The 23,650-nt window shown below is 68.9% G+C and carries 20 protein-coding genes; 11 read left to right on the top strand and 9 right to left on the bottom strand.

The genetic code is table 11. The annotated features are described in order from the left end of the window. A partial coding sequence (gene fadD8, locus A9W96_RS16750; RefSeq protein WP_369830842.1) for a fatty-acid--CoA ligase FadD8 occupies positions 1 to 1,510 on the bottom strand: 1,510 nt, incomplete at its 3' end. Between the two features lie 111 nt (positions 1,511 to 1,621). Here fadD8 and A9W96_RS16745 point away from each other — a divergent pair. The 6 genes from A9W96_RS16745 (at position 1,622) to A9W96_RS16720 (ending at position 8,512) form a co-directional block, all read left to right on the top strand. Further along, positions 1,622 to 3,226 carry an amidohydrolase gene (locus A9W96_RS16745; RefSeq protein ID WP_067141348.1) on the top strand — a complete coding sequence of 535 codons (1,605 nt, stop codon included), beginning with the start codon at positions 1,622 to 1,624 and terminating at the stop codon, positions 3,224 to 3,226. 50 nt (positions 3,227 to 3,276) lie between these two features. Next, entirely contained in the window at positions 3,277 to 4,194 is a 918-nt protein-coding gene (locus A9W96_RS16740) for an o-succinylbenzoate synthase (RefSeq protein ID WP_231999711.1), read from the top strand. Beyond that, on the top strand, positions 4,191 to 4,976 hold the full coding sequence (locus A9W96_RS16735) for an alpha/beta fold hydrolase (protein ID WP_067020931.1): 786 nt from the start codon (positions 4,191 to 4,193) through the stop codon (positions 4,974 to 4,976). The genes A9W96_RS16740 and A9W96_RS16735 overlap by 4 nt, the downstream gene beginning before the upstream one ends. Before the next feature lie 105 nt (positions 4,977 to 5,081). Next, positions 5,082 to 6,737: a 2-succinyl-5-enolpyruvyl-6-hydroxy-3-cyclohexene-1-carboxylic-acid synthase gene (gene menD, locus A9W96_RS16730; RefSeq protein WP_067141341.1), complete on the top strand. Its 1,656-nt coding sequence runs from the start codon at positions 5,082 to 5,084 to the stop codon at positions 6,735 to 6,737. Positions 6,738 to 6,748: 11 nt separating this feature from the next. Beyond that, on the top strand, positions 6,749 to 7,306 hold the full coding sequence (locus A9W96_RS16725) for a DUF3592 domain-containing protein (protein ID WP_231999710.1): 558 nt from the start codon (positions 6,749 to 6,751) through the stop codon (positions 7,304 to 7,306). A gap of 51 nt (positions 7,307 to 7,357) precedes the next feature. Then, positions 7,358 to 8,512 carry a glycosyltransferase family 1 protein gene (locus A9W96_RS16720; protein ID WP_067020943.1) on the top strand — a complete coding sequence of 385 codons (1,155 nt, stop codon included), beginning with the start codon at positions 7,358 to 7,360 and terminating at the stop codon, positions 8,510 to 8,512. A gap of 13 nt (positions 8,513 to 8,525) precedes the next feature. Here the strand turns inward: A9W96_RS16720 and A9W96_RS16715 are convergent, their stop codons facing one another. Further along, a complete protein-coding gene (locus tag A9W96_RS16715) occupies positions 8,526 to 9,764 on the bottom strand; it encodes a cytochrome P450 (RefSeq protein ID WP_067141337.1) in 1,239 nt (412 codons plus the stop codon). Between the two features lie 194 nt (positions 9,765 to 9,958). Here A9W96_RS16715 and A9W96_RS16710 point away from each other — a divergent pair, with 194 nt between their 5' ends. After that, a complete protein-coding gene (locus A9W96_RS16710; protein ID WP_067141333.1) occupies positions 9,959 to 13,132 on the top strand; it encodes an adenylate/guanylate cyclase domain-containing protein in 3,174 nt (1,057 codons plus the stop codon). A 7-nt stretch (positions 13,133 to 13,139) separates the two neighbouring features. Here A9W96_RS16710 and A9W96_RS16705 read toward each other — a convergent pair whose 3' ends face one another. From A9W96_RS16705 to A9W96_RS16695, 3 genes are all read right to left on the bottom strand, one after another. Beyond that, positions 13,140 to 14,627: an FAD-dependent oxidoreductase gene (locus A9W96_RS16705; protein WP_066866425.1), complete on the bottom strand. Its 1,488-nt coding sequence runs from the start codon at positions 14,625 to 14,627 to the stop codon at positions 13,140 to 13,142. A gap of 83 nt (positions 14,628 to 14,710) precedes the next feature. After that, positions 14,711 to 14,902, bottom strand: a complete 192-nt coding sequence (locus A9W96_RS16700) for a CsbD family protein (RefSeq protein ID WP_066866423.1) — start codon at positions 14,900 to 14,902, stop codon at positions 14,711 to 14,713. Between the two features lie 159 nt (positions 14,903 to 15,061). Then, positions 15,062 to 15,886 (bottom strand): SDR family oxidoreductase, encoded by an 825-nt coding sequence (locus A9W96_RS16695; protein ID WP_067141330.1) that lies wholly within the window; start codon positions 15,884 to 15,886, stop codon positions 15,062 to 15,064. Positions 15,887 to 15,943: 57 nt separating this feature from the next. Between A9W96_RS16695 and A9W96_RS16690 the strand changes: the two genes are divergently transcribed. Further along, a complete protein-coding gene (locus tag A9W96_RS16690) occupies positions 15,944 to 16,636 on the top strand; it encodes a demethylmenaquinone methyltransferase (RefSeq protein WP_067141327.1) in 693 nt (230 codons plus the stop codon). Between the two features lie 7 nt (positions 16,637 to 16,643). Here the strand turns inward: A9W96_RS16690 and A9W96_RS16685 are convergent, their stop codons facing one another. Together A9W96_RS16685 and menJ are read right to left on the bottom strand one after the other, a co-directional pair. Further along, positions 16,644 to 17,060, bottom strand: coding sequence for a DUF732 domain-containing protein (locus A9W96_RS16685; RefSeq protein WP_066866417.1), 417 nt, complete (start codon positions 17,058 to 17,060; stop codon positions 16,644 to 16,646). 112 nt (positions 17,061 to 17,172) lie between these two features. After that, complete coding sequence (gene menJ, locus A9W96_RS16680) at positions 17,173 to 18,411, bottom strand: menaquinone reductase (RefSeq protein WP_067141324.1); 1,239 nt, start codon at positions 18,409 to 18,411, stop codon at positions 17,173 to 17,175. 22 nt (positions 18,412 to 18,433) lie between these two features. On the opposite strand from menJ, the gene grcC1 reads away from it, so the two are divergent. The 3 genes from grcC1 (at position 18,434) to A9W96_RS16665 (ending at position 20,745) form a co-directional block, all read left to right on the top strand. Next, a complete protein-coding gene (grcC1, locus tag A9W96_RS16675; protein ID WP_066877586.1) occupies positions 18,434 to 19,441 on the top strand; it encodes a nonaprenyl/(2E,6E)-farnesyl/geranylgeranyl diphosphat synthase in 1,008 nt (335 codons plus the stop codon). A 157-nt stretch (positions 19,442 to 19,598) separates the two neighbouring features. Continuing rightward, complete coding sequence (gene htpX / locus A9W96_RS16670; protein WP_066866411.1) at positions 19,599 to 20,462, top strand: zinc metalloprotease HtpX; 864 nt, start codon at positions 19,599 to 19,601, stop codon at positions 20,460 to 20,462. A gap of 58 nt (positions 20,463 to 20,520) precedes the next feature. Beyond that, on the top strand, positions 20,521 to 20,745 hold the full coding sequence (locus tag A9W96_RS16665) for a helix-turn-helix transcriptional regulator (protein ID WP_067141321.1): 225 nt from the start codon (positions 20,521 to 20,523) through the stop codon (positions 20,743 to 20,745). A gap of 54 nt (positions 20,746 to 20,799) precedes the next feature. Here A9W96_RS16665 and A9W96_RS16660 read toward each other — a convergent pair whose 3' ends face one another. Beyond that, positions 20,800 to 22,353, bottom strand: coding sequence for a SulP family inorganic anion transporter (locus A9W96_RS16660; protein WP_067141318.1), 1,554 nt, complete (start codon positions 22,351 to 22,353; stop codon positions 20,800 to 20,802). Between the two features lie 242 nt (positions 22,354 to 22,595). Beyond that, positions 22,596 to 23,621 carry an NAD(P)H-dependent glycerol-3-phosphate dehydrogenase gene (locus tag A9W96_RS16655; protein WP_066866407.1) on the bottom strand — a complete coding sequence of 342 codons (1,026 nt, stop codon included), beginning with the start codon at positions 23,619 to 23,621 and terminating at the stop codon, positions 22,596 to 22,598. Positions 23,622 to 23,650: the final 29 nt, after the last annotated feature.

The raw sequence follows: 23,650 nt of genomic DNA, 5'->3' as shown, positions 1-23,650 counted from the left end.
GCGACTGCACCGAGCCCTTGCGGTCCTTGACCGCGGCCTGGATCTCGGCGGTCATCTTCTCGATCGACGCGTCGTCGCGGGGCGCCTCGGGGCGCAACACCACCACCGCGGTGACGGCCTCGCCCCACTTCTCGTCGGGCGCGCCGACCACGCACACCTGGGCGATGGCCGGGTGCTCGGCGACGACATCCTCGACCTCGCGCGGGAACACGTTGAAGCCGCCAGTGACGATCATGTCCTTGACCCGGTCGACGATGAAGTAGAAGCCGTCCTCGTCCTCGCGGGCCATGTCGCCGGTGTGCAGCCAGCCGTCCTTGAACGTCTCGGCCGTCGCCTCGGGCAGATTCCAGTACCCGCCCGCCAAAAGCGGCCCGCTGACACAGATTTCGCCCGGCTCGCCCTGCGGGACCGGCTTGCCGTCCTCGCCCAGCAGCGCGACGCGGGCGAAAAGCGTTGGGCGCCCACAGGAGGTGAGCCGCTTCTCGTCGTGCTCGTTCTTGGCCAGGTAGGTGATGGCCATCGGCGCCTCGGACTGCCCGTAGTTCTGGGCGAAGATCTTGCCGAACCGGCGAATCGCCTCGGCCAGGCGCACCGGGTTGATCGCCGAGGCGCCGTAGTAGACGGTCTGCAGCGACGACAGGTCGCGGGTGTGGGAGTCCGGGTGGTCCATCAGCGCATACAGCATCGACGGCACCAGGAACGTGGCCGTAATGCGTTTCTCCTCAATGGTTTTCAGCACATCAGCCGGGTCGAACTTGGGCAGCACGTGCATCTCGCCGCCCTTGATCAGGGTGGGCAGGAAATACGCCGCGCCGGCGTGCGACAGCGGGGTGATCATCAAAAACCGCGGCTCCTCCGGCCACTCCCATTCCGAGAGCTGGATCTGGGTCATCGAGGAGATCGACTGCGCGGTGCCCATCACGCCCTTGGGCTTGCCGGTGGTGCCGCCGGTGTAGGTCAGGCCGATGACCTGATCCGGCGGCAGGTCCGCGGCCACCAGCGGCTGCGGGTCGTACTTGGCCGCCTCGGCCGCCAGGTCGACCGCCACCCCACTGAGCGCCTCGGGCACCGGCCCGATGGTCAGGATCTGCTTGAGCCCGGGCACCTTCTCCAGCAGGGCCAGCGCCCGCTCGACGAACATCGGGTTGGGGTCGATGATCAGCGAGCTGATGCCGGCGTCGTTCAGCACGTAGGCGTGGTCGTCCAGCGAGCCCAGCGGGTGCAGCGCGGTGCGCCGGTAGCCGCGGGTCTGGCCGGCGCCGATGATCAGCAGCACCTCGGGCCGGTTGAGCGACAGCAGGCCGACGGCGACGCCGGTGCCCGCACCCAACGCCTCGAACGCCTGGATGTACTGGCTGATCCGCTCGGCCATCTGACCACCGGTCAGCGTGGTGTCGCCGAGGAACAGCACCGGCTTGGTCTTGTGGCGCTTGAGCGCGCCCACGAGCAGGTGGCCGTTGTGGGTCGGGTTGCGCAACAGGTCGGCTGTCATGGCGCCGCTCCTCCTCATCACATCGCTGAAGCATCGTCGCCGACGCGACTCATGAGCAAGACTAGAACGTGTTGCAATTTGGGTCAGCCGCGCCCTGTTGGACGCCGGCAGCCACTACGATCCCTCCCCATGGGGCAGGCAGATCTCGTCGTCACCGGAACCATCCTGACCGTCGACGAGCAGCGGCCCACCGCCGAGGCGCTCGCGATCGCCGACGGCAGGATCATCGCCGTCGGAACCCGGGCCGAGGTCGCCGACCTCGCCGGCCCCGGCACCCGGACCGTCGATTCCGGTGACGGCTGCGTCATGCCGGGTTTCGTTGAGGCGCACGGACATCCGTTGATGGAGGCGGTCGCGCTGTCGGACCGCATCGTCGACATCCGCCCGGTCACCATGCGCGACGCCGACGACGTCGTCGCGGCGATCCACTCCGAGGTCGCCCGCCGCGGGTCCGACGGCGCCTTCCTCAACGGCTGGGATCCGCTGCTGCAGAACGGCCTTCCGGAACCCACGCTCGGCTGGCTCGACGAGATCGCGCCCGACAGCCCGCTGGTGATCATGCACAACTCCGGGCACAAGGCCTTTTTCAACTCGCATGCCGCCAAGCTGCACGGGCTGACCCGCGACACCCCCGACCCCAAGGGCGCGAAATACGGCCGCGACGCCGACGGCGAGCTCGACGGCACCGCCGAAGAAACCGGCGCGGTGTTCCCGCTGCTGGGCGGGGCCATCGACTTCGCCGACTATCCGCGGATGCTGCTCGCCGAGTGCGCCCGGCTCAACCGCGCCGGCCTGACCACCTGTTCGGAGATGGCGTTCGACCCGCACTTCCGCCCGGTGCTCGACCAGCTGCGCGAGCGGCTGACGGTGCGGTTGCGCACCTACGAGATCTCCAACCCACAGATGTCGACGGCCGCCACCCCCGGGCAGGGCGACGACATGGCCCGCCAGGTCGGCATCAAGATCTGGGTCGACGGCTCGCCCTGGATCGGCAACATCGACCTGTCCTTTCCCTACCTGGACACCGAAGCCACCCGGATCATCGGCGTCGTGCCGGGGTCGTGCGGCTGCGCCAACTACACCAAAGAGCAGCTGCACGAGATCGTCGGCTCCTACTTCCCGCTCGGCTGGCCGATGGCCTGCCACGTGCAGGGCGACGCCGGTGTGGACACCATCCTCGACGTCTACGAGGAGGCCCTGAAACGCCACCCGCGCGACGACCACCGGCTGCGCCTCGAGCACGTCGGCGCCATCCGGCCCGAGCAGCTGCAGCGCGCCCACGACCTCGGCGTCACCTGCAGCATCTTCGTCGACCAGATCCACTACTGGGGCGACGTGATCGTCGACGGCCTGTTCGGCGAGGAGCGCGGAAGTCGTTGGATGCCCGCGGGATCCGCGGTCGCCACCGGGATGCGCATCTCGCTGCACAACGATCCGCCCGTCACGCCCGAGGAGCCGCTGCGCAACATCAGCGTCGCGGTGACCCGCACGGCGCCGAGCGGCCGGGTGCTCGGGCCCGAGGAACGCCTGACGGTCGAGCAGGCGATCCGCGCGCAGACCATCGACGCGGCCTGGCAGCTGTTCTCCGACGACGTGATCGGCTCGCTGGAGGTCGGCAAGTACGCCGACCTGGTGGTGCTCTCGGCCGATCCGCGCGCCGTCGCGCCCGAGCGGATCGCCGACCTCGAGGTGCGGGCGACATATCTGGCGGGCCGCCGGGTCTACAGCGCGTGACGCCGACGCTGGAGGATCTGCTGGACCGCCTGCACGTGGTGGCGCTTCGGATGCGGGTCCGGTTTCGCGGCATCACCACCCGCGAGGTCGCGCTGATCGACGGCCCGGCCGGGTGGGGCGAATTCGGGGCCTTCGTCGAATACGAGCCGCGCGAGGCCGCGCACTGGCTGGCCGCGGGTATCGAAGCCGCCTACCGAACGCCGCCGCCCACCCGCCGCGAGCGCGTGCCGATCAACGCGACCGTGCCGGCCGTGGCCGCCGCCGACGTGCCGGAGGTGCTGGCCCGCTTCCCGGGGGCCGGCACGGCCAAGGTCAAGGTCGCCGAGCCGGGACAGACCCTGGCCGACGACGTCGCCCGGGTCAACGCCGTGCGTGAACTGGTGCCGACCGTGCGGGTCGACGCCAACGGCGGCTGGAGCGTCGAGGAGGCGCAGGCCGCCGCGGCCGCGCTGACCGCCGACGGCCCGCTGGAATACCTCGAACAGCCCTGCGCGACGGTCGCCGAGCTCGCGGCGCTGCGCCGCCGCGTCGAGGTGCCGATCGCCGCCGACGAAAGCATCCGCAAGGCCGACGACCCGCTGGCCGTGGTCCGCGCCGGCGCCGCCGACATCGCGGTGCTCAAAGTCGCTCCGCTGGGCGGGATTTCGGCCATGCTGGCGATCGCCGCGCAGATCGACATCCCGGTGGTGGTGTCCAGCGCGCTGGATTCGGCGGTGGGCATCGCCGCGGGCCTGACCGCCGCCGCGGCCCTGCCGCAGCTTCGGCACGCCTGCGGGCTGGGCACCGGCGGGCTGTTTCTGCAGGACGTCGCCGACGCCCTCGAGCCCGTCGACGGGACCCTGCCGGTGGGGCCGGTCAGGCCCGATCCGGAGCGGTTGCGCGCGCTGCGGGCGGCGCCGGAGCGGCGGCAGTGGTGGATCGACCGGGTCAAGGCCTGCCATCAGTTGCTTGTACCGTCGTCCGGGTGATCAACCTGGCTTACGACGACCGCGGCTCCGGTGAGCCCGTGGTCTTTATCGCCGGCCACGGCGGCGCCGGACGCACCTGGCACCCCTATCAAGTCCCCGCGTTCCTGGCGGCCGGCTACCGCGTCATCACCTTCGACAATCGCGGGATCGGCGCCACCGAGAACGCGGAGGGCTTCTCGACGCAGACCATGGTCGACGACACGGCGGCGCTGATCGAAGGCCTGAACGCGGCCCCGGCTCGCGTCGTCGGGATGTCGATGGGCGCGTTCATCACCCAGGAGCTCATGCTGGCCCGGCCCGAGCTGGTCAGCTCGGCGGTGCTGATGGGCACCCGCGGCCGCATGGACCGGGCGCGGCAGTTCTTCCGCGACGCCGAGGCCGAGCTGTCCGACGCCGGCGTCGCGTTGCCGGCCGCATACGAGGCGAAAATTCGCCTGCTGGAGAACTTTTCCCGCAAGACGCTCAACGACGACACCGCCGTCGCCGACTGGATCGCGATGTTCTCCACCTGGCCCGTCAAGCCCACTCCGGGCATGCGCGCCCAGCTCGACGTCGCGCCGTACACCAGCCGGCTGACCGCCTACCGCAGCATCGCGACGCCGGTGCTGGTGATCGGCTTCTCCGATGACGTGCTCACGCCGCCGTACCTGGGCCGCGAGGTCGCCGACGCCCTGCCCAACGGCCGCTACGTGCAGATCCCCGACACCGGCCATCTGGGCTTCTTCGAGCGGCCCGACGCCGTCAACGCCGCCATGCTCAAGTTCTTCGCCGAGCACAACTAGGCGCCTCGCGCTGGGCGCATGACACAGGGCCTATGTTGATCGCCCGCTTCCTCCTCCCGCCCCAGCGCGGCGGGCATCGTCAGCGGGCTATGACACCCTGTAGGAGTGAACCCCTCGACGACACAGGCTCGCGTCGTCGTTGACGAGCTGATTCGCGGCGGCGTCCGCGACGTGGTGCTCTGCCCCGGTTCGCGCAACGCCCCGCTGGCCTTCGCGCTGCAGGACGCCGACCGGGCCGGCCGGGTCCGCCTGCACGTCCGCATCGACGAGCGCACCGCCGGCTACCTGGCCATCGGCCTGGCCATCGCCGCCGGCGCGCCGGTGTGCGTCGCCATGACGTCCGGCACCGCCGTCGCCAACCTCGGCCCGGCGGTGATCGAGGCCAACTACGCCCGGGTGCCGCTGATCGTGCTGTCGGCCAACCGGCCCTACGAACTGCTGGGCACCGGGGCCAACCAGACCATGGAGCAGCTGGGCTACTTCGGCACCCAGGTGCGGGCCACCATCAGCCTGGGCCTGGCCGAGGACGCCCCCGAGCGGCTGGATGCGCTCAATGCCACCTGGCGATCGGCCACCTGCCGGGTGCTGACGGCCGCCACCGGGTCCCGCACCGCCAACGCCGGGCCCGTGCAGTTCGACATCCCGCTGCGCGAACCCCTGGTCCCCGGTCCCGAGCCCCAGGCGGTGACCCCGCCGGGCCGCCCGGGCGGGCGGCCGTGGACCTACACCCCGCCGGTCACCTTCGACCAGCCGCTGGACATCGACCTGACACCCGACACGGTCGTCATCGCCGGGCACGGCGCGGGCGCACAGCCCAACCTGGCCCAGCTGCCGACGGTCGCGGAGCCGACTTCATTTTCTGGCCAGCCCGTGCCTAACCCGCTGCACCCGCTCGCGCTGCCGTTGCTGCGGCCCAAGCAGGTGATCATGCTCGGCCGTCCCACCCTGCACCGGCCGGTGGCGGCGCTGCTGGCCGACCCGCAGGTACCGGTGTTCGCGCTGACCACCGGGCCGCGCTGGCCGGACGTTTCGGGCAACTCGCAGGCCACCGGGACGCGGGCGGTTACCACCGGCGCGCCCAACCCCGCCTGGTTGGACCGCTGCGCGCAGACCAACCGGCACGCCCTGGCCGCCGTCCGCGGCCAGCTCGCGGCGCACCCGCTGACCACCGGCCTGCACGTCGCGGCGGCGGTGGCCGACGCGCTGGTGCCCGGCGACCAACTGGTGCTCGGGGCGTCCAACCCGGTCCGCGACGCCGCGCTGGTCGGCCTGGACACCCACGGCATCCGGGTGCGGTCCAACCGCGGCGTCGCCGGCATCGACGGCACGGTCTCGACCGCGATCGGCGCGGCGCTCGCCCACGAACGCCACGGCGGGCCGGACACCCCGGCGCGCACGGTCGCGCTGATCGGCGACCTGACCTTCGTGCACGACAGCTCCGGGTTGCTGATCGGGCCCACCGAGCCCACGCCGCGCCGGCTGACGATCGTGGTCTCCAACGACAACGGCGGCGGCATCTTCGAACTGCTCGAGCAGGGCGACCCGCGGTTCTCCGACGTGTCGTCACGGGTTTTCGGCACCCCGCACGACGTCGACGTGGGCGCGCTGTGCCGCGCCTACCACGTGGAGAGCCGCCAGATCGAGGTCGGCGAACTGGCGGCGGCCCTCGACGAACCCGGGGCCGGGATGCGGGTGCTGGAGGTCAAGGCCGACCGGTCGTCGCTGCGCCAACTGCACGCGGCCATCAAGGCCGCGCTGTGAGGCGCGCCTAGATGGCAATATCGCCAAAGGTGCTGCTGCACATACTGATTCATGGTCGCAGTGACGCGCCGCCGAAAACTCGCGTTCGGATCGTGTTGCGGTGGGCCCGGATTGCGGTGCTGATCGTCATCGGCCTGGTCACCTTGCAGTCGCTGTTGCTGGTGGCCGGCGCCTGGCGCGATGACATCGCGATCACCCACAACATGGGCGTCGCGCAGGCCGAGGTGCTCAGCGCCGGGCCGCGCCGCTCCACCATCGAATTCGTCACCCCCGAACGGGTCACCTATCGTCCCGAGCTCGGTGTGCTCTATCCGTCCCATCTGGCCACCGGGATGCGGATTTACGTCGAGTACAACAAGAACGATCCGAACCTGGTTCGCGTGCAACACCGCAACGCCGGGTTGGCGATCATCCCGGCCGGCTCGACCGCGGTGGTGGGCTGGCTGGGCGCGGCGGCGATCCTGATCGTGCTGGCGCTGCTGGACAAGTGGCTGGACCGCCGCGACGCGCCCCGAGACGGACCGCCGAGCTCGGCCGCAGACGGTGCCCGACCTGCAAATTTCGCGTGACGTATGCCAGCAGGAAACCTTGTCGACAGTCGATGCTGACACGGTAGTGATGTGCGCGTTGCCATCGTCGCGGAATCCTTCCTCCCCGAAGTCAACGGTGTCAGCAACTCGGTGATCCGGGTGCTCGAGCATCTGCGCCGGACGGGTCACGAAGCCCTCGTCATCGCCCCCGACACGCCCCCGGGCCAGCCTCGGGCGGACCGTATCTACGACGGCATTCGCGTGCACCGGGTGCCGTCGCGGATGTTCCCGAAGGTGACCAGCCTGCCGCTCGGGGTGCCCACCCCCCGGCTGGTGAAGGTGTTGCGTGGATTTGATCCCCATGTGGTGCACCTGGCCTCGCCGGCGCTGTTGGGCTACGGCGGGCTGCGCGCGGCGCGGTGGTTGGGGGTGCCGACGGTGGCGGTGTATCAGACCGACGTCCCGGGCTTCGCGGCGAGCTACGGCATCCCGATGACGGCGCGGGCCGCCTGGGCCTGGTTCCGTCACCTGCACGGGCTCGCCGACCGTACCCTGGCACCGTCCAGCGTCACGATGGAAGCTCTTGTCGCGCACCGCTTTCCGCGCGTGCACCGGTGGGCGCGCGGTGTCGACGTGCTGCGGTTCGCGCCGTCGGCGCGCAGCGAGGCGCTCCGGCGGCAGTGGTCGCCGTTGGGCAAGCCCATCGTCGGTTTTGTGGGCCGGCTCGCGCCCGAGAAGCACGTCGAGCGCCTGGCCGGCCTGGCCGCCAGCGACGCGGTTCAGCTCGTCATCGTGGGTGACGGCGTCGACCGCGCCAAGCTGCAATCGGCAATGCCGGCAGCGGTTTTCACGGGCGCGCTCTACGGCGACGAACTCGCCGCGGCGTACGCCAGCATGGACGTGTTCGTGCATCCCGGTGAGCACGAGACGTTTTGTCAGGTCGTGCAAGAAGCGCTGGCGTCGGGGCTGCCGGTGATCGCCCCCGACGCCGGCGGCCCACGTGACCTCGTCACCCCGTGGCGTACCGGTCTGTTGTTGGCCGTCAACGAGTTCGAACCCCGGCTGTCCGACGCGGTCGCACACCTGATCGCCGAACGGCCGCGCTACGCGCTGGCCGCCCGGCGCAGCGTGGTCGGGCGCAGCTGGCCGGTCATCTGCGACGAGCTGCTCGGCCACTACGAGGCGGTGCTCTCGCCGTTTGCCCGGCGACAACTGAGCGCGACGCGTCACGCCCAAGGCGAATGAGCTAGGGCCCCGTTCACCCAACCGGGCCGAATTCGATTGGGAGCGTGAGTGGTCCGCTCAGTCCGGTGAGCGGCTTCCATGGGGCAGGGCCGGTGCGGTGAGCGTTGGGCATGCGTTGTGCCATCACCGTCAGGGCCTCGGCGAGCTCGAGCCGAGCCAGATTGGCACCCAGGCAGTAGTGCATGCCGGCGCCGAACGTCTGCATCGGCGCCGCCGCCGCGCGGGTGATGTCCAGCCGGTCGGGGTCGTCGTAGGCGGCGGGGTCACGGTTGGCCGCAGCGGTGTTGGCGATCACCAGCGTGCCGGCCGGGATCGTGAACCCGGCGATCTCGACGTCCTCGAGGGCGGTGCGCAGGGTGGCGCCCGCGATCGGCGAATGCCGCATCGTCTCCTCGACCGCGTTGGCCGCCAGCTCGGGATGCTCGGCCAGCATCGTCCACTGGTCGGGGTGGTCGCACAGCACCTGCACCGAGGCGGCCAGCTGGTTGCGGGTGGTGTCGGTGCCGGCCACCAGCAGGCCCGCCGCCAGCATCCGCAGCTCGTCGATGCTGAGGCGGTCCCCGTCGTCCTCGGCCCGGATCAGTTCGGAGATCAGGTCGTCGGTCAGCCGGTCGCGGCGCTGGGCGACCATGCCGTCGATGTAGGCGTCGAGTTCGTCCCAGGCCGCCAAGATCGTCTCTTGGTGGCCGGCGACCTCCCAGCTGAAGGCCTTGAAGATGTCGTCGGTCCATTCCGAGAACAGCCTCCAATCCTCGGCCGGGGCGCCCAACAGCGCGCAGATGATCGGGATCGGATACTGGCGGGCGATGTCGGCGACCACCTCGCAGCGCCCGGCTGCGGTGTGGCGGTCAACGAGTTGGTTGATCACCTCGACGATGGTCGTGCCCAGCCGCGCGGTGGCTCGCGGCGTGAAGGCATGGGAGACCAGTCGGCGTAGTCGGTGGTGCTCGGGCCCGTCGAGACTGATCAGGTTTGTCGCGACGCGGTCCCACAGCGGGCCGCTGGTAATCCCTTGGGAGGCAAGGAACATGCCTTGCGGTATACGGAACCGCGGGTCGCGCAGCACGGTGCGCACCAGTTCATAGGTCAGGAACTCCGGTCCGTGCGGACCGATGGCGATCGGTGCCTGGCGGCGCGCCTCGCTGATGATCGCGTGGGCCTCCTCGAGGCTTCCGCACAGCTCATAATCGATCGCCGGCAGGTTGGCATCGAAGACATTGGGGCAAACCGGCGGGTCAATCGTGGTGGTCATGGTGGGGCCTCAGTCGTCGGCGATGTGCTTCTATACCGAGTCTCGGCCGCACCCCCGCGCGGCACATGCGTAGCCGACTACCTGTCTTGCCCTGTCTTGCCGGCCTGGAATCAACACTCCCGAGCGGGGTGTTCAGCGGCCTATCCTTTCGGAGAACCACTGCAGACGTGGGGGCCGGCTCAGCGGAGGGGCGGATGACGGCCATAGCAGCGTGCCGGACATGTGGCACCGAAACTCTTGATAACGCCCGGTTTTGTCATCACTGCGGCGCACCGGTACGCGACGGTGCTAGCCGCGCCGAGTACAAGCAGGTCACGGTCCTGTTTGCCGACGTGGTCCGCTCGATGGACATCGCCGCAACCGTCGGGACGGAGCGGTTGCGCGAGATCATGGCCGACCTGGCCAACCGCTGCGCGGCCGTCGTCCGGCGGTACGGCGGCACGGTGGACAAGTTCACCGGCGACGGCATCATGGCGGTGTTCGGCGCGCCGGCGGCAATGGAGGACCACGCCCTGCGCGCATGCCTCGCGGCGCTGAGCATTCAGGAAGAAGCCAAGGCGCTGGGCAGCGAGGTGCAGGGCCGAGACGGTGCGACGTTGCTCGTGCGGGTGGGGCTGAACTCCGGTCAGGTGATCGCCGGTGAGCTCGGTTCTGGATCCTTCGGCTACACCGCGATGGGTGATCAGGTGGGCCTGGCCCAGCGGATGGAATCGGTCGCACCGCCGGGCGGGGTGATGCTCAGCGTCTCCACCGCGCGACTGGTTGACGAGGCGGCGGCGCTAAGCGAACCGGAGTTGGTCCGCATCAAGGGCGTCAACGAACCAGTCACCGCCCACCGGTTACTGGGCATCGGAGACCGGCACCGCGCCGCCGGTCGCGCCGACTCGAATCTGGTTGGTCGTCGGTGGGAGATGTCCGCCGTGGAGGGCTTGTTGGAGCGCGCCCTCGCCGGTCACGGCGCTGTGGTTGTGGTGGTGGGCGAACCCGGCATCGGCAAGAGCCGCCTGGCGCGCGAGGTGGCCGCGATGGCAGCGGTTCGGGGTGCGGAGGTGTTGACCGCCTGTTGTGAGTCACACACCAGCCAGGTCCCATTCCATGCCGTGGCGCGGCTGCTGCGGGCGGTCACGGGCATCGAAGGTCTTGGGGGACAGGCGGCCCGCGCGCGAGTACGGGACCGATTTCCGGACGCAGATCCCGAGGACGTGCTGCTGCTCGACGACCTGCTGGGCATCGCCGATCCGACCACCGCCGTGCCCGCGGTTGATCCCAATGCGCGTCGCAGGCGGTTGACCGCGTTGGTGCACGCCGCCAGACTGGCCCGCCAGCGCCCGGCGGTCTTTGTCGTCGAGGACGCCCACTGGATCGACGAGATCAGCGAGTCGATGCTGACCGATTTCCTCGAGGTGGTCCCGCGAACGCCCACGCTGGTGTTGGTCACCCACCGGCCGGAGTACCGGGGTGCGTTGACCCGGGTGTCCGATGCGCGCGCCATAGCCCTTGCACCGCTGAGTAATTCAGAAACGGCAGCACTGGTCACACATCTGCTCGGGCCGGACCCGTCGGTCGGTGCCCTGGGTCGCAGAGTCGCCGAGCGGGCCGCCGGTAATCCATTTTTCGCCGAGGAGTTGGTGCGTGAACTGGCCGATCGCGGTGTGCTACGAGGCGAGCCCGGTGCTTACACGTCGGCAACGGAGGTCGGCGAAGTGAGCGTGCCGGCCACATTGCAGGCGACCATCGCCGCGCGCATCGACCGCCTCTATCCGAAAGCCAAGCGCACGCTAGGCGCGGCGGCGGTCATCGGCTCGCGGTTCGGGCTGGACCTACTCACCGCGTTGGATGTTGAGCCCGAGATCGACGAACTGCTGGCGGCCCAGCTCATCGATGTCGTCGGCTTCACTCGGCGCCCGGAGTATGTGTTCCACCATCCGCTCATTCACTCGGTGGCCTATGGCGCACAACTCAGATCGGATCGCTCGGAGCTGCATCGGCGGGTGGCCGCCGCAATCGAAGCCCGCGATCCGCAATCGGGGGACGAAAACGCGGCGTTGATTGCCGAACATGTGCAGGCCGCCGGTGATCTGCCCGCCGCCTACGACTGGCACATGCGCGCCGCCACCTGGGCGACCAACCGGGACATCAGCGCCGCGCGAGCGAGCTGGGGGCGCGCGGCAGACATCGCCGACGCCCTGCCGGCCGATCACCCGCGCCGGCCGGCCATGCGCATAGCGCCGCGCACCATGTTGTGCGGGACGGGCTGGCGAGTCCACGCCAGCCTTGCCGGTGACCGCTTCGATGAATTGCGGGAGTTGTGCAGCGCCGCGGGAGATAAGGCGTCACTTGGGATCGCAACGGCGGGGATGGTGGTTGGCTACGCGCATCAGGATCGGGTGCGCGAGGCGTCGCAGCTGGCCTCGGATGCCTGGGCCCTGGCTGAGTCGGTCGCAGACCCGAACCTGACGGTGGGTCTGTCCTTCCCGGTGATCTACGGCAAGATCGAAAACGCCGAATGGTGTGACGTGCTGCAATGGTCACAAGCCACTATCGACCTGGCCGACGGTGATCCATCCAAAGGCAACTTCCTAGTGGGATGCCCGTTGGCGCTCGCCTTTGTGTCGCGGGGTATGGCGCGATATTCGCTGGGTCGTCGCGGATGGCCAGCAGACCTGCGCCACGGCTTGGCTATGGCCCGCCGCGCTGACGCCGCGTCCTACGCCGGGGTGGTCGGCTACATCTATCTGCTGGGAATACCGTTCGGCGTGCGCAGGCCCGATGACGTTGCGCTGCAGGAGATCGAGAACGCGCTACGAGTCGCCGAGCGATCCAGCGATGACGTGGTGGTGGGATTCATCAAGGCGGCGCTGGGCGTTGCGCTGGTGCACCGCGACAGCCATGATGAGCGCAGTCGGGGCCGGCAGGTGTTGGTTGAGACCGGGGAAGTGTTCTCGGGCCAAGGACACAACCTGAGCGATTTGCCGATTGTCGAGGTCTACGCGGCCCGTGAGTCGGCGAGGCAGGGAGATCACGACGCTTGCCTACCGGCGATTCGTGCCGCCGTCGACCATCTATTTCGTTGCGAACGCCTTCTGCTGTGGGGCATTCCGGCCACGGCGGTTCTGGTGGAGACGCTGCTGGCTCGCGCGACCGACCATGATGTGGCTGAAGCCGAGGTCGCGATCGACCGGTTGGCGACCGCTCCGGCCGATGAGGGTTTGGCGATGCGTGACATCTGGACGTCGCGGATGCGGGCGCTGCTGGCCCGCGCCCAGGGTGACGCCTTGGCTTACACGCGATTTCGGGATGAGTATCGCGATATGGCCAAAACAGTTGGCTACGAAGGGCATATCGGCTGGGCCGAGATGCTGCCATGACGGGGTACTACGTTGTCGCGCCGGACACGCGTTGCGGACTCAATGGGCCGCAACGGATTCCGAATCGCTCCCGGACCGTGTCGAGGACGCGGCGCTGGCGCTCCCTTTCGCGGCGGTGTGTGAGCATGAACCGCGCCACAGCCGGCAGGCGGCGCGCCAGCGGATACCACTTGTCGAAATCGAGGCCGTTCTCGGCGAACACGCGGCTGGGGACGTTGTCGTAGATGAGGCTGAGGTTGTGGCCGACGAGTGCGAAGAGCACGTACGGGAAAGCCAGCGGCGCCTTTTGCCGCAGATGCATCCAGTCGATTTCGTAGAGCGGGATCTCTCCGAGCTTGCCCAAGAACATCAGGTGGCCCAGGAAATACCCCATGAACGCGGGCAAGTGCAGCGTGGCCGACCGCACGTTGATGGAAACCACTGCGCCACTGGGTGATACGTAGGGCTCGTATGGGTATTCGTCGGGGAATTTGACGTAGCCCGTGCAGTTGACGATCCAGCTGCCCGGTTCGATCGTCTTCGTCGATCCGCTCCGCAACACCAGATCGGTGCTGCCATTGCGGTCGACCGCATCCTCGAAATAGTCCATGACGAGATCGTTGAGCCCGGCGGAGATCGTGCGGTTCTCGGCCTGCGACAAGACGCCCAACACGAAGTTGTCCGACTGTGGGGTCAGGAACGTGCCATGGGTGGCGCGGTACCAGTCTTGGACTTCCGATTCGTTCGTGCCGTCGTACCGACGACTCAGCTGGGTCGCGACGGCGCTCGGCGGTGTGCCCGTCCACCAGCGGCGGGCGCCGCTCGGCAACAGGGTGTCGCGGCACGAGAAGAACGTTCCGCGGCCGGCGACCATGTTGACCTGTCGACCGGGGTAGGTCGTGATCAGTGCGTGTGCGGTGTCCATCGCGGTTTTTCCGCCGCCGATGATCCACACCGGTGCATCGCTTTGCCGGATGTCGCCCGTCCGGACGTCGCAGTAGTCGGGCGACACCGAATGGACGCGCGCGCTGGAGATCTCGAGCGGTTCGTTCGGCGTGATCCCCAGGCCATACGCCTTGATCAACCGCTTGGCTTCGACCACGAGCCTGCGGCCGTCGGCGGCGCTACAGGTGGCCCGCACGATTCCGTTCTGCTCTACCTCGGACTCCAAATTCCAGCCGAAGTACTCGTCGACCTGCACTCGCTGCCGTATGACCTCGACGCAGTGTTCGAAATGGTCGAGCACCTCGCCCTTGGTCGCCAGGTAGCTGCGGTCCTTGCCGAGCGTCCACGCGATGTTGCCCGCCGTGAACATCGGGTGCGGTTGGTGCAGGCGGACGTAGGGGTAGACGTCGACCCACATGCCGCCGACCCGTGGCCGCCGGTCGATGAGGATCACCTTTTGCTCGCGGGACAGGTATCGGCTGGCCGCGAACAGGGCGTTCAACCCGGCGATGCCGGCTCCGACGATGCAAACGTCGCAGCTTTCCACGGGCGGGAACTGGGGTGCGGACATCGGACCGCCTTTCCTCGCAGACGTTCACAATTATCTGTCCGCTGCGTGGTGGCGGGGTGAGTAATCGACTACCCCATTGCTGGCTAGACCTGTCGGCGCCGACGAGGCCGGAATGCGTCTTTGACCTTTTCACCGGCGTCCCTCAAATGGGCCGCCCGCTGGTCCGCTCTGCCCTCAGCTGCCAACGTCGGATCGTTGGTGGCGCGGCCGGTTGCCGCCTTGAGCTTGCCCGTGATCAGCCGCACCTTGTTTCGGGCCTTATCCGCGCCGCTCATAACGTGTCCCTCGATTCCGTTCCAGGTGGTACCACAGCGCTTACCCGTTTTCGGGTTCGCCGCAACTCTCTTCTCGCGTGCTATTTGTCCGCAATCGAGGACCAAATCGAGCAGGCGAGCCGACCTGGACAGGCCGTTACGACACGAATCGACGGCCGATCAGCCCTGCGCGAGCTCAGCGACGGGCTGCCATTCCTCCCAGTTGCGCAGCCGGCTCTCGTAGTCGGCCTTGGCGGTTTCCAGCGGGGAAGCGCCGAAAAACACTCGCAGCGGCGGCTTTTCGGCGTCGACTACCTTGAGCAGGGCGGCCGCGGACGCCGACGGGTCACCCGGGCTGGCCCACCGGCGGCTGCGCTCGGCCTGCACGGCGGCGCGAACGTCGTCGTAGGCCGGCAGCGGATCGGCGTGCTTGGCCGAGTCGCCGGCCCAGTCGGTGTCGAAACCGCCCGGCTCGATCAGCGTGACGTGCACCCCGAACGGGGCGACCTCCTGGGCCAGCGCCTGCGAGAAGCCCTCCAGCGCCCACTTCGACGCGTGGTAGATGCCGACCAACGGGAACGCGGTGATGCCCCCGATCGAGGACACCTGGATGATGTGGCCGTTGCCCTGCTCGCGCAGGTACGGCAGCGCGGCCTGGGTGATCCACAGTGCCCCAAAGACATTGGTCTCGATCTGATCGCGTGCGTCCCGCTCGGAGAGTTCCTCGACGAACCCGAATTGGCCGTAGCCGGCATTGTTCACCACGATGTCGAGCCGGCCGAAGTGGTCGTGCGCTTCCTTGACCGCCGCGAAGTCGGCCGCCCGGTCGGTCACGTCCAGTCGGATCGGCAGCAGCGCGTCGCCGTACTTGCCCACGAGGTCGTCCAGCGCGGCGGTGTTGCGCGCCGTGGCCGCGACCTTATCGCCGCGCTCCAGCGCCGCGATCGTCCACGCCCGTCCAAAACCTCGCGATGTCCCGGTGATAAACCAAACTTTTTCCGTCACGCCCCCATACAACGCCGACCGCGCCACCTCATTCCCCGAACAGGTAGCGTTTGCCTGGTGAGTCGCGCGGAGCTGGACAAGGATCCCCGGGACGTCGCGTCGATGTTCGACGGCGTCGCCCGCCGCTACGACCTGACCAACACCGTGCTGTCGATGGGTCAGGACCGGTACTGGCGCAAGGCGACCCGGTCGGCGCTGGCCATCGGTGCCGGCCAGAAGGTGCTGGACCTCGCCGCGGGCACCGCGGTGTCCACCGTGGAACTGAGGAAATCCGGGGCGTGGTGTGTGGCCGCCGATTTCTCGGTCGGCATGCTGGCGGCCGGTGCCGCGCGCAATGTTCCCAAGGTCGCCGGCGACGCCACCAGGCTGCCGTTCGGTGACGACGTATTCGACGCCGTGACAATCAGTTTCGGGCTGCGCAACGTCGTCGACACCCAGGCCGCGCTGAGCGAGATGGCCCGCGTCACGCGGCCGGGTGGCCGGCTGGTGGTGTGCGAGTTCTCCACGCCCACCAACACGCTGTTCGCCACCGTGTACAAGGAGTACTTGATGCGGGCGCTGCCGCGGGTCGCCCGGGCGGTGTCCAGCAACCCCGACGCGTACGTGTACCTCGCGGAATCGATTCGGGCGTGGCCCGATCAGGCGGGGTTGGCGCAGCAGATCACCCGGGCCGGTTGGTCGGGGGTGCGCTGGCGCAACCTGACCGGCGGCATCGTCGCCTTACACGCCGGGTACAAACCGTTGCGCTGAGAAGGCTTTAGTGATTGCCGGCGGCCTGCACGAAACCGACCTTGTCGGGGCAGTAGTGGTCCACCGCCGCGCCGAGGAACTGGAACGCCTGGCCCTGAGTGGTGCCGCGCGGCAGGTTGCGCTGGATGAAGGTGGCCGACTTGTACGCGTCGCCGTCCACGCCCCTACCGATCCGCTCGCAGGTGATCTTGCCCAGCCATGCCAGCTGGTCCTGCGGCTGGTAGATGCCGAAGCCGTTGACGGTGTTCTTGAATGGGGCGTCGTAGTCGCTCGGGGGCGACGGGGTGCGCGGCGTCGGGTATGGCGCCGTCGGTGGCGGGTCGGCCTGCGCGGGCGCGGAAAGCTGCGCCGGCCCGGCCAGCGCGATAGCAGCAGCAGCGGCGGCGGCAGCGGCTCCGATAGTAGCCAGCCTCGTTCCCTTCATTAGCTGGACTATACACGCCTCGCCGCGGGTGCGCGGACGAAAGTAGATCGACGATCGCCGGCCCCGTGGGACCGCGGCCGGCCCGCCGACCAGCGGTGATACGCACGCTCGGTCAGCTGAACGGCGTGCGGCGGTCGAGCAGCCGCGACAGCCGCCCGCCGCCGCGCCAGGCGCGGGCCACCCAGTCCGCGTCGTCGTCGGTGACCAGGTTGGCCATCACCCGCACGGCGATGGTCATCAGCGCCGTCGAGCGCATGGCGATCGGTCCGGTCGACGGCAAGAACCGCTGAAAAGTCAGCAGCAACGCCAGCCGCCGGGCGACCGAGAAACCCCGACCGTAGTGCTCCTGCAACAGCGACGGCCACACCTGCGACAGGTCGGGGTGGTCCAGCAGCGCCGCCGCCAGCCGCCCGGTCTCGAGCCCGTAATCGATGCCTTCGCCGTTGAGCGGGTTGACGCAGGCCGCGGCGTCACCGATGAGCATCCAGTTGGCACCGGCCACCCCCGACACCGCGCCGCCCATCGGCAGCAGCGCCGAGGCCACCGCGCGGGGCCGGCCGGAGAATCCCCACTCGTCGCGGCGCAGGTCGGCGTAGTAGTCGATCAACGGCCGCAGCGCCAAATCGGCGGGCCGCTTGGACGTCGACAACGCCCCGACGCCGATGTTCACCTCGCCGTTGCCGAGCGGGAAGATCCAGCCATACCCCGGCAACACGGCCCCCTCGGGTCCGCGCAGCTCCAGATGCGACGTCAGCCAGGGGTCGTCGGCGCGCGCGGTGGCCAGATAGCCGCGGGCGGCGACGCCGTACACCGTTTCCTGGTGCCAGCGCCGGCCCAGCTTGCGGCCCAGCGTCGACCGGGCCCCGTCGGCGACGATCAGCTGGGCGCAGCTCACCTCGGTGCCGTCGGCCAACGTCACCGACCTCACCCGGCCCGACGAATCATGTTGTGCGGCAACAGCCTTGGTCCCCAGCAACATCCGTGCCCCGGAATCTTCGGCGACCTTGCGAATCCGGTCGTCCAGCTCGAAGCGGGCCACCGCGCTGCCGGTGGACGGGAACGAGGGGCCCGGCCAGTCGACCTCCACCTCGCCGCCGAACCCGCTCATCCGCAGCCCCCGATGCCGGATGCGGGTGTCCAGCCAGTCCCGCAGCCCCAGGCGCTCCAGCTCGGCGACCGCGCGGGGAGTCAGCCCGTCGCCGCAGGCCTTGTCGCGGGGAAAGCTCGCCGAGTCGACGACCAGCACCTCATAGCCCGCGCGGGCGGCCCAGGCCGCCGCCGCCGAACCGGCGGGTCCGGCGCCCACGACCACCACTTGGGCCTCGAGGGCTCGGGTCGCTCCCGTCTTCATGCACACCAGTATGTTTGGTCCCGTGAGTACTCCGGCGACGGTGGTGGCGGGCGTTGACTTCGGCGACCCGGCTTTCGCGGCGACCGTACGCGACGGCGTCGGACGGATCGAGCAGCTCATGGACACCGAGCTGCGCAGCGCCGACGACATCATGACCGAGTCGCTGACCCACCTGTTCAAGGCCGGCGGCAAGCGGTTCCGGCCGCTGTTCACCGTGTTGTCGGCGCAGATCGGGCCCAACCCGGACAGCGCGGACGTGACCATCGCCGGCGCCGTCATCGAGCTGGTGCACCTGGCCACGCTGTACCACGACGACGTGATGGACGAGGCGGAGGTTCGCCGCGGCACCCCCACCGCCAACGTGCGCTGGGGCAACAACGTGGCGATCCTGGCCGGCGACTACCTGTTCGCGACGGCATCCCGGTTGGTGTCGCGGCTGGGCCCGGAGGCGGTGCGGCTGATCGCCGAGACGTTCGCCCAACTGGTGACGGGCCAGATGCGTGAGACCCGCGGGTTCGTCGAGGGATCCGACCCGATCGAGCACTACCTGAAGGTGGTGTACGAGAAGACCGCCTGCCTGATCGCCGCGGCGGGCCGGTTCGGGGCGATGTTCTCCGGCGCCGACCCCGATCAGGTGGAGCGGCTGAGCCGCCTCGGCGGCATCGTGGGCACCGCGTTCCAGATCTCCGACGACATCATCGACATCGACAGCGACTCCCACGAGTCCGGCAAGCTGCCCGGCACCGACGTGCGCGAGGGCGTGCACACCCTGCCGATGGTCTACGCGCTGCGCGAACCCGGGCCCGAAGCGGCGCGGCTGCGCGAGTTGCTGGTCGGGCCCATCGACGACGACGAGGCGGTGGCCGAGGCGCTGGGATTGTTGCGGGCATCGCCGGGCATGGCCAAGGCCAAGCAGTCGCTGCAGGAATACGCGGACCAGGCGCGCCAGGAGCTGTCCCTGCTGCCCGACGTCCCAGGCCGGCACGCGCTGCAGACGCTGGTCGACTACACCATCAGCCGGCACGGCTAGTGGTGATCGCGAGCGCGGCGCAGCCGCGTGAAGCGGGTCGCCACCATTCGGCTAGTGGTGATCGCGAGCGCCCTGTGGAACCAACGGGGCCGTCTCGGGCGTTCTATGAGCTGTAATCGGCAGTAACGCGCGACCCGAGTGTTCCGAGGAGACACCGATGACCTGGCATCCGCATCACAACACGTTCAAGACGTTCGCGTTGTTGGTTGGCATGTCCGCGTTGATCGTGTTCGTCGGCTCGCTCTTCGGCAAGACCGCGATGTTCCTCGCGGTGCTGTTCGCCATCGGGATGAACGTCTACACGTACTACAACAGCGACAAGCTGGCGCTGCGGGCGATGCACGCGCAGCCGGTGTCGGAGGTGCAGGCGCCGGCCATGTACCGGATCGTGCGTGAGCTGGCCACCGCCGCGCACCAGCCGATGCCCCGGCTGTACATCAGCGACACCAACGCGCCCAACGCATTCGCGACCGGGCGCAACCCCCGCAACGCGGCGGTGTGCTGTACCACCGGCATTCTGGGCATCCTCACCGAGCGCGAGCTGCGTGCCGTACTGGGACACGAGCTTTCGCACGTCTACAACCGCGACATCCTGATCTCGTGCATCGCCGGGGCGCTGGCGTCGGTGATCACCGCGCTGGCCAACATGGCCATGTTCGCCGGCATGTTCGGCGGCAACGACCGCGACGGCGAGAATCCCTTTGCGCTGCTGCTGGTTTCGTTGCTGGGCCCGATCGCGGCGACGGTGGTCCGGTTGGCGGTGTCGCGATCACGCGAATACCAGGCGGACGAATCGGGCGCGGTGCTGACCGGTGACCCGCTGGCCCTGGCGTCGGCCCTGCGCAAGATCTCCGGCGGGGTGCAGGCGGCCCCGTTGCCGCCCGAGCCCCAGCTGGCCAGCCAGGCGCACCTGATGATCGCCAATCCGTTCCGCGCGGGGGAGCGGATCGGGTCGCTGTTTTCGACGCACCCGCCGATCGAGGACCGCATCCGCCGGCTGGAACAAATGGCCGGGCGGTAGCCCCGACCCACGTACCATCGGAGTTGGACGGTGATTGGCGGTGACTGAACCCAACTCGATGGACATTCACGAAGCCGGGCTGGCATTGGATCTGCCCGACTTGATCTTCGAAACGCGCGCCGGTGCGGGGATGAACCAGGCCCAGCTGGCCGAGGCGCTGGGCACCACCCAGGCCGAGGTCGCCGCCTGGGAGGACGGGACCGAGGTGCCCCGGGTCGACGTGCTGCAACGGCTGGCGCAGGTGTGCGGCAAGCGGCTACACATCCGCATCGACGTGGACTGACCGGCCGGGCACCCACGGCGCCTCGTCCCCGAACCGGCTCAACCCGAGCGCCAATTATGCTGCGGCACCCGGGCTTTGGGCCTCGACCAGCGGTTGGTGCACATCGCGGGGGCCCGTGTCGGTCCCGCCCCGGATGTGCACCGTCCCGCCCGTCGCCTCGTGCTGTTGCTGCCAGTCGGTGATCGTTTGATGGGCGGCGTGATCGAGGTAGTGGACCGCAAGGGTCACCGTCGCCGTCGCGCCCTGCGGAATCGACGCCAGCAGCCGCGTCAGCCTCGGCAGCGCCAGGAAGGTGCATGCCGCGCCCTCGATGCTCACCCGCCACTCGTCGTCGCCCACCGGCGTTGCCTCGATCTTGGCCCGGATCACCCGCCATCCGGTCAGGGCGATGGCCAGCGCGAGCCCGATCATGACGCCGTGCAGCAGGTTGAGGAAGATGACGCTGACGGCGGTCACGACGTACACCGCCAGATCGCCGTGCTTCATTGCGGTTTCGATGTGGGCCGGCTTGAGCAGCTGAATGCCGATGACGATGAGTAGTCCGGCCAACGCGGCGGTGGGGATCTCTTCGACCAGACCGGCGAACGGGATGGTGAACAGCAGGATCCAGACGCCGTGCATGATCGCCGAGGCGCGAGACTTGGCGCCCGCGTTGACATTTGTCGAGCTACGGACGATGACCCCGGTCACCGGCAGCCCACCGATGGTGCCCGACACGATGTTGGCGGCTCCCTGTCCCACCAACTCGCGGTTGAAATCGGTGCGCGGACCGTTGTGCATCCGATCGACCGACACCGCCGACAGCAGGCTCTCGACGCTGGCGATGAGCGCCACCGTGATCACCCCGATCGCGACCGCACCGAAGTTGCCGTGGGGAAGATCCGGCAATCGCAGCGCGTCCAGCGGGGAGCCCTCGAGGTTGATCCGTCGCACGTGGAACGGGAAGACCACCGAGATCACCGTCACCGCGACTATGGCGACCAGGGGACCCGGAATGCGGCGCAGTTTGACGGGAACCCAGCGCCAGCCCACCAGGATGACGATCACCAGCACGCCCAGGATGACCCCCGGCCGGTGCGCGCCGATGATCTGGCCCGGAAGCCCGATGAGGTTGTGCCACGCCGTGCTCTTGGACTTCCCGCCGAGCAACACGTGCGCCTGCTGCAGGGCGATCGTGATGCCGATGCCGGCCAGCATCGCGTGTACGACGACCGGTGAGATCGCCAGGGCCGCACGGGCGACCCGGCTCAGGCCCAGCAGCACCTGCACCACTCCGGCGGCAACGGTGATCAAACACGTTATGCCCCAACCAAAATCGGAAACCAGGTCGGCGACCACGACTGTCAGCCCGGCCGCGGGACCGCTGACCTGCAGCGGCGATCCGCCCAGCGAGCCGACGATGATGCCGCCGACGATCGCGGCGATCAGGCCGGCGAGCACCGGGGCGCCCGAAGCGATCGCGATCCCCAGCGACAGCGGGAGCGCCACCAGGAACACCACCAGCGATGACGGTAGGTCGTGCCGGATGATGCCGCGCAACCGATTGATGCGCGGTTCGCTCAGCCGACGTGCACGGGTTTTTTCGCCCGGCTGTTCAACGTTGTGCATCGGTCGCGTCCCTCGATAGGAGTTAGCGGGGGATGTTCCGATATCCGCCCATAGTGCGCTCATTACTTCTTCGTAACGCGCTGGCGTACAAACGATTACGCCGGGGTGACCCGCAGGATCGCGCCCGGATACCGCTGGCCGCCTGGATTGACGGTATTTTGCTGGCAAAGACCGGTCAAGCTGGCGGGCCGTGCCCATAGAGAACGCAAAGATTTGAATTTGGCCAGCTCGGAACGACCAGTTCAGAAGCCGGAACCGTGCACCTCGTGGCCGGGTACCTCGGCGATCAGGCCGCGGTAGGCCTGCTCGACGGACGAGCCGTGGTTGATCACGGCGTCGACCTCGCGGGCGATCGGCATGGTCAGCCCGAATTCGTTGGCAAACTCCATGATCACGCTGGCGGCCTTGACGCCCTCGGCGACCTGGTTCATCGAGGCGATGATCTCGTCGATCGGCTTGCCCGCCCCCAGTTGTTCACCGACATGGCGGTTGCGGCTGCGCTGGCTGGTACAGGTGACGATGAGGTCACCAAGGCCGGCCAGTCCCGGGAAGGTATCGGGATTGCCGCCGAGGGCGACGCCCAACTTGGTCATCTCTCGCAGCGCGCGGGCGATCACCAGCGCGCGGGTGTTCTCGCCGATGCCCAGCGAGTAGCCCATCCCGACCGAGATGGCATAGACGTTCTTCAGCGCCCCGGCCATCTCCACCCCGACGACGTCGTCGGTGGTGTACACGCGGAAGCGCCGGGTGCGGAACAGGCCCGACAGCCGGGTCGCCAGGTGTTGGTCGGGCATCGCCAGCACCGCCGCGGCGGCGTAGCCCTCGCCGACCTCACGCGCGATGTTCGGCCCGGCCAGAATGCCGGCGGGGTGGCCGGGCAGCGTCTCCTCGATGATCTGCGACATCCGCATGTTGGTGCCCTGCTCGAGCCCCTTGACCAGCGACACCACCGGCACCCACGGCCGCAGCTCCTTGGCGAGCTCGCTCAGCACCCCCCGAAAGCCGTGCGAGGGAACGCCCATCACGACGACGTCGGCGGAGTTGGCCGCCTCGGCGAAGTCGGTCGTGGCGCGCAGGGTGTCACTGAGCACGACGTCGTTGCCGAGGTAGCGGCTGTTGCGGTGGTTGTCGTTGATGTCGCTGGCGGTCGCCTCGGAGCGCACCCACTGCAGCGTCGGACCGCGACGCGCGCAGATTGATGCCACGGTGGTGCCCCAGGAACCGCCACCGAGCACAACGACTTTGGGTTCGCGCTTCTCAGATGCCATGGCGATCAGCGTATTGCGGACACCTGCGA

It is taken from the genome of Mycobacterium sp. 1245852.3, from assembly GCF_001669335.1.
Classification (GTDB): domain Bacteria; phylum Actinomycetota; class Actinomycetes; order Mycobacteriales; family Mycobacteriaceae; genus Mycobacterium; species Mycobacterium europaeum_A.
The sequence above is the reverse complement of the archived record's forward strand: the minus strand, read 5'-3'. Positions and strand labels throughout refer to the sequence as shown.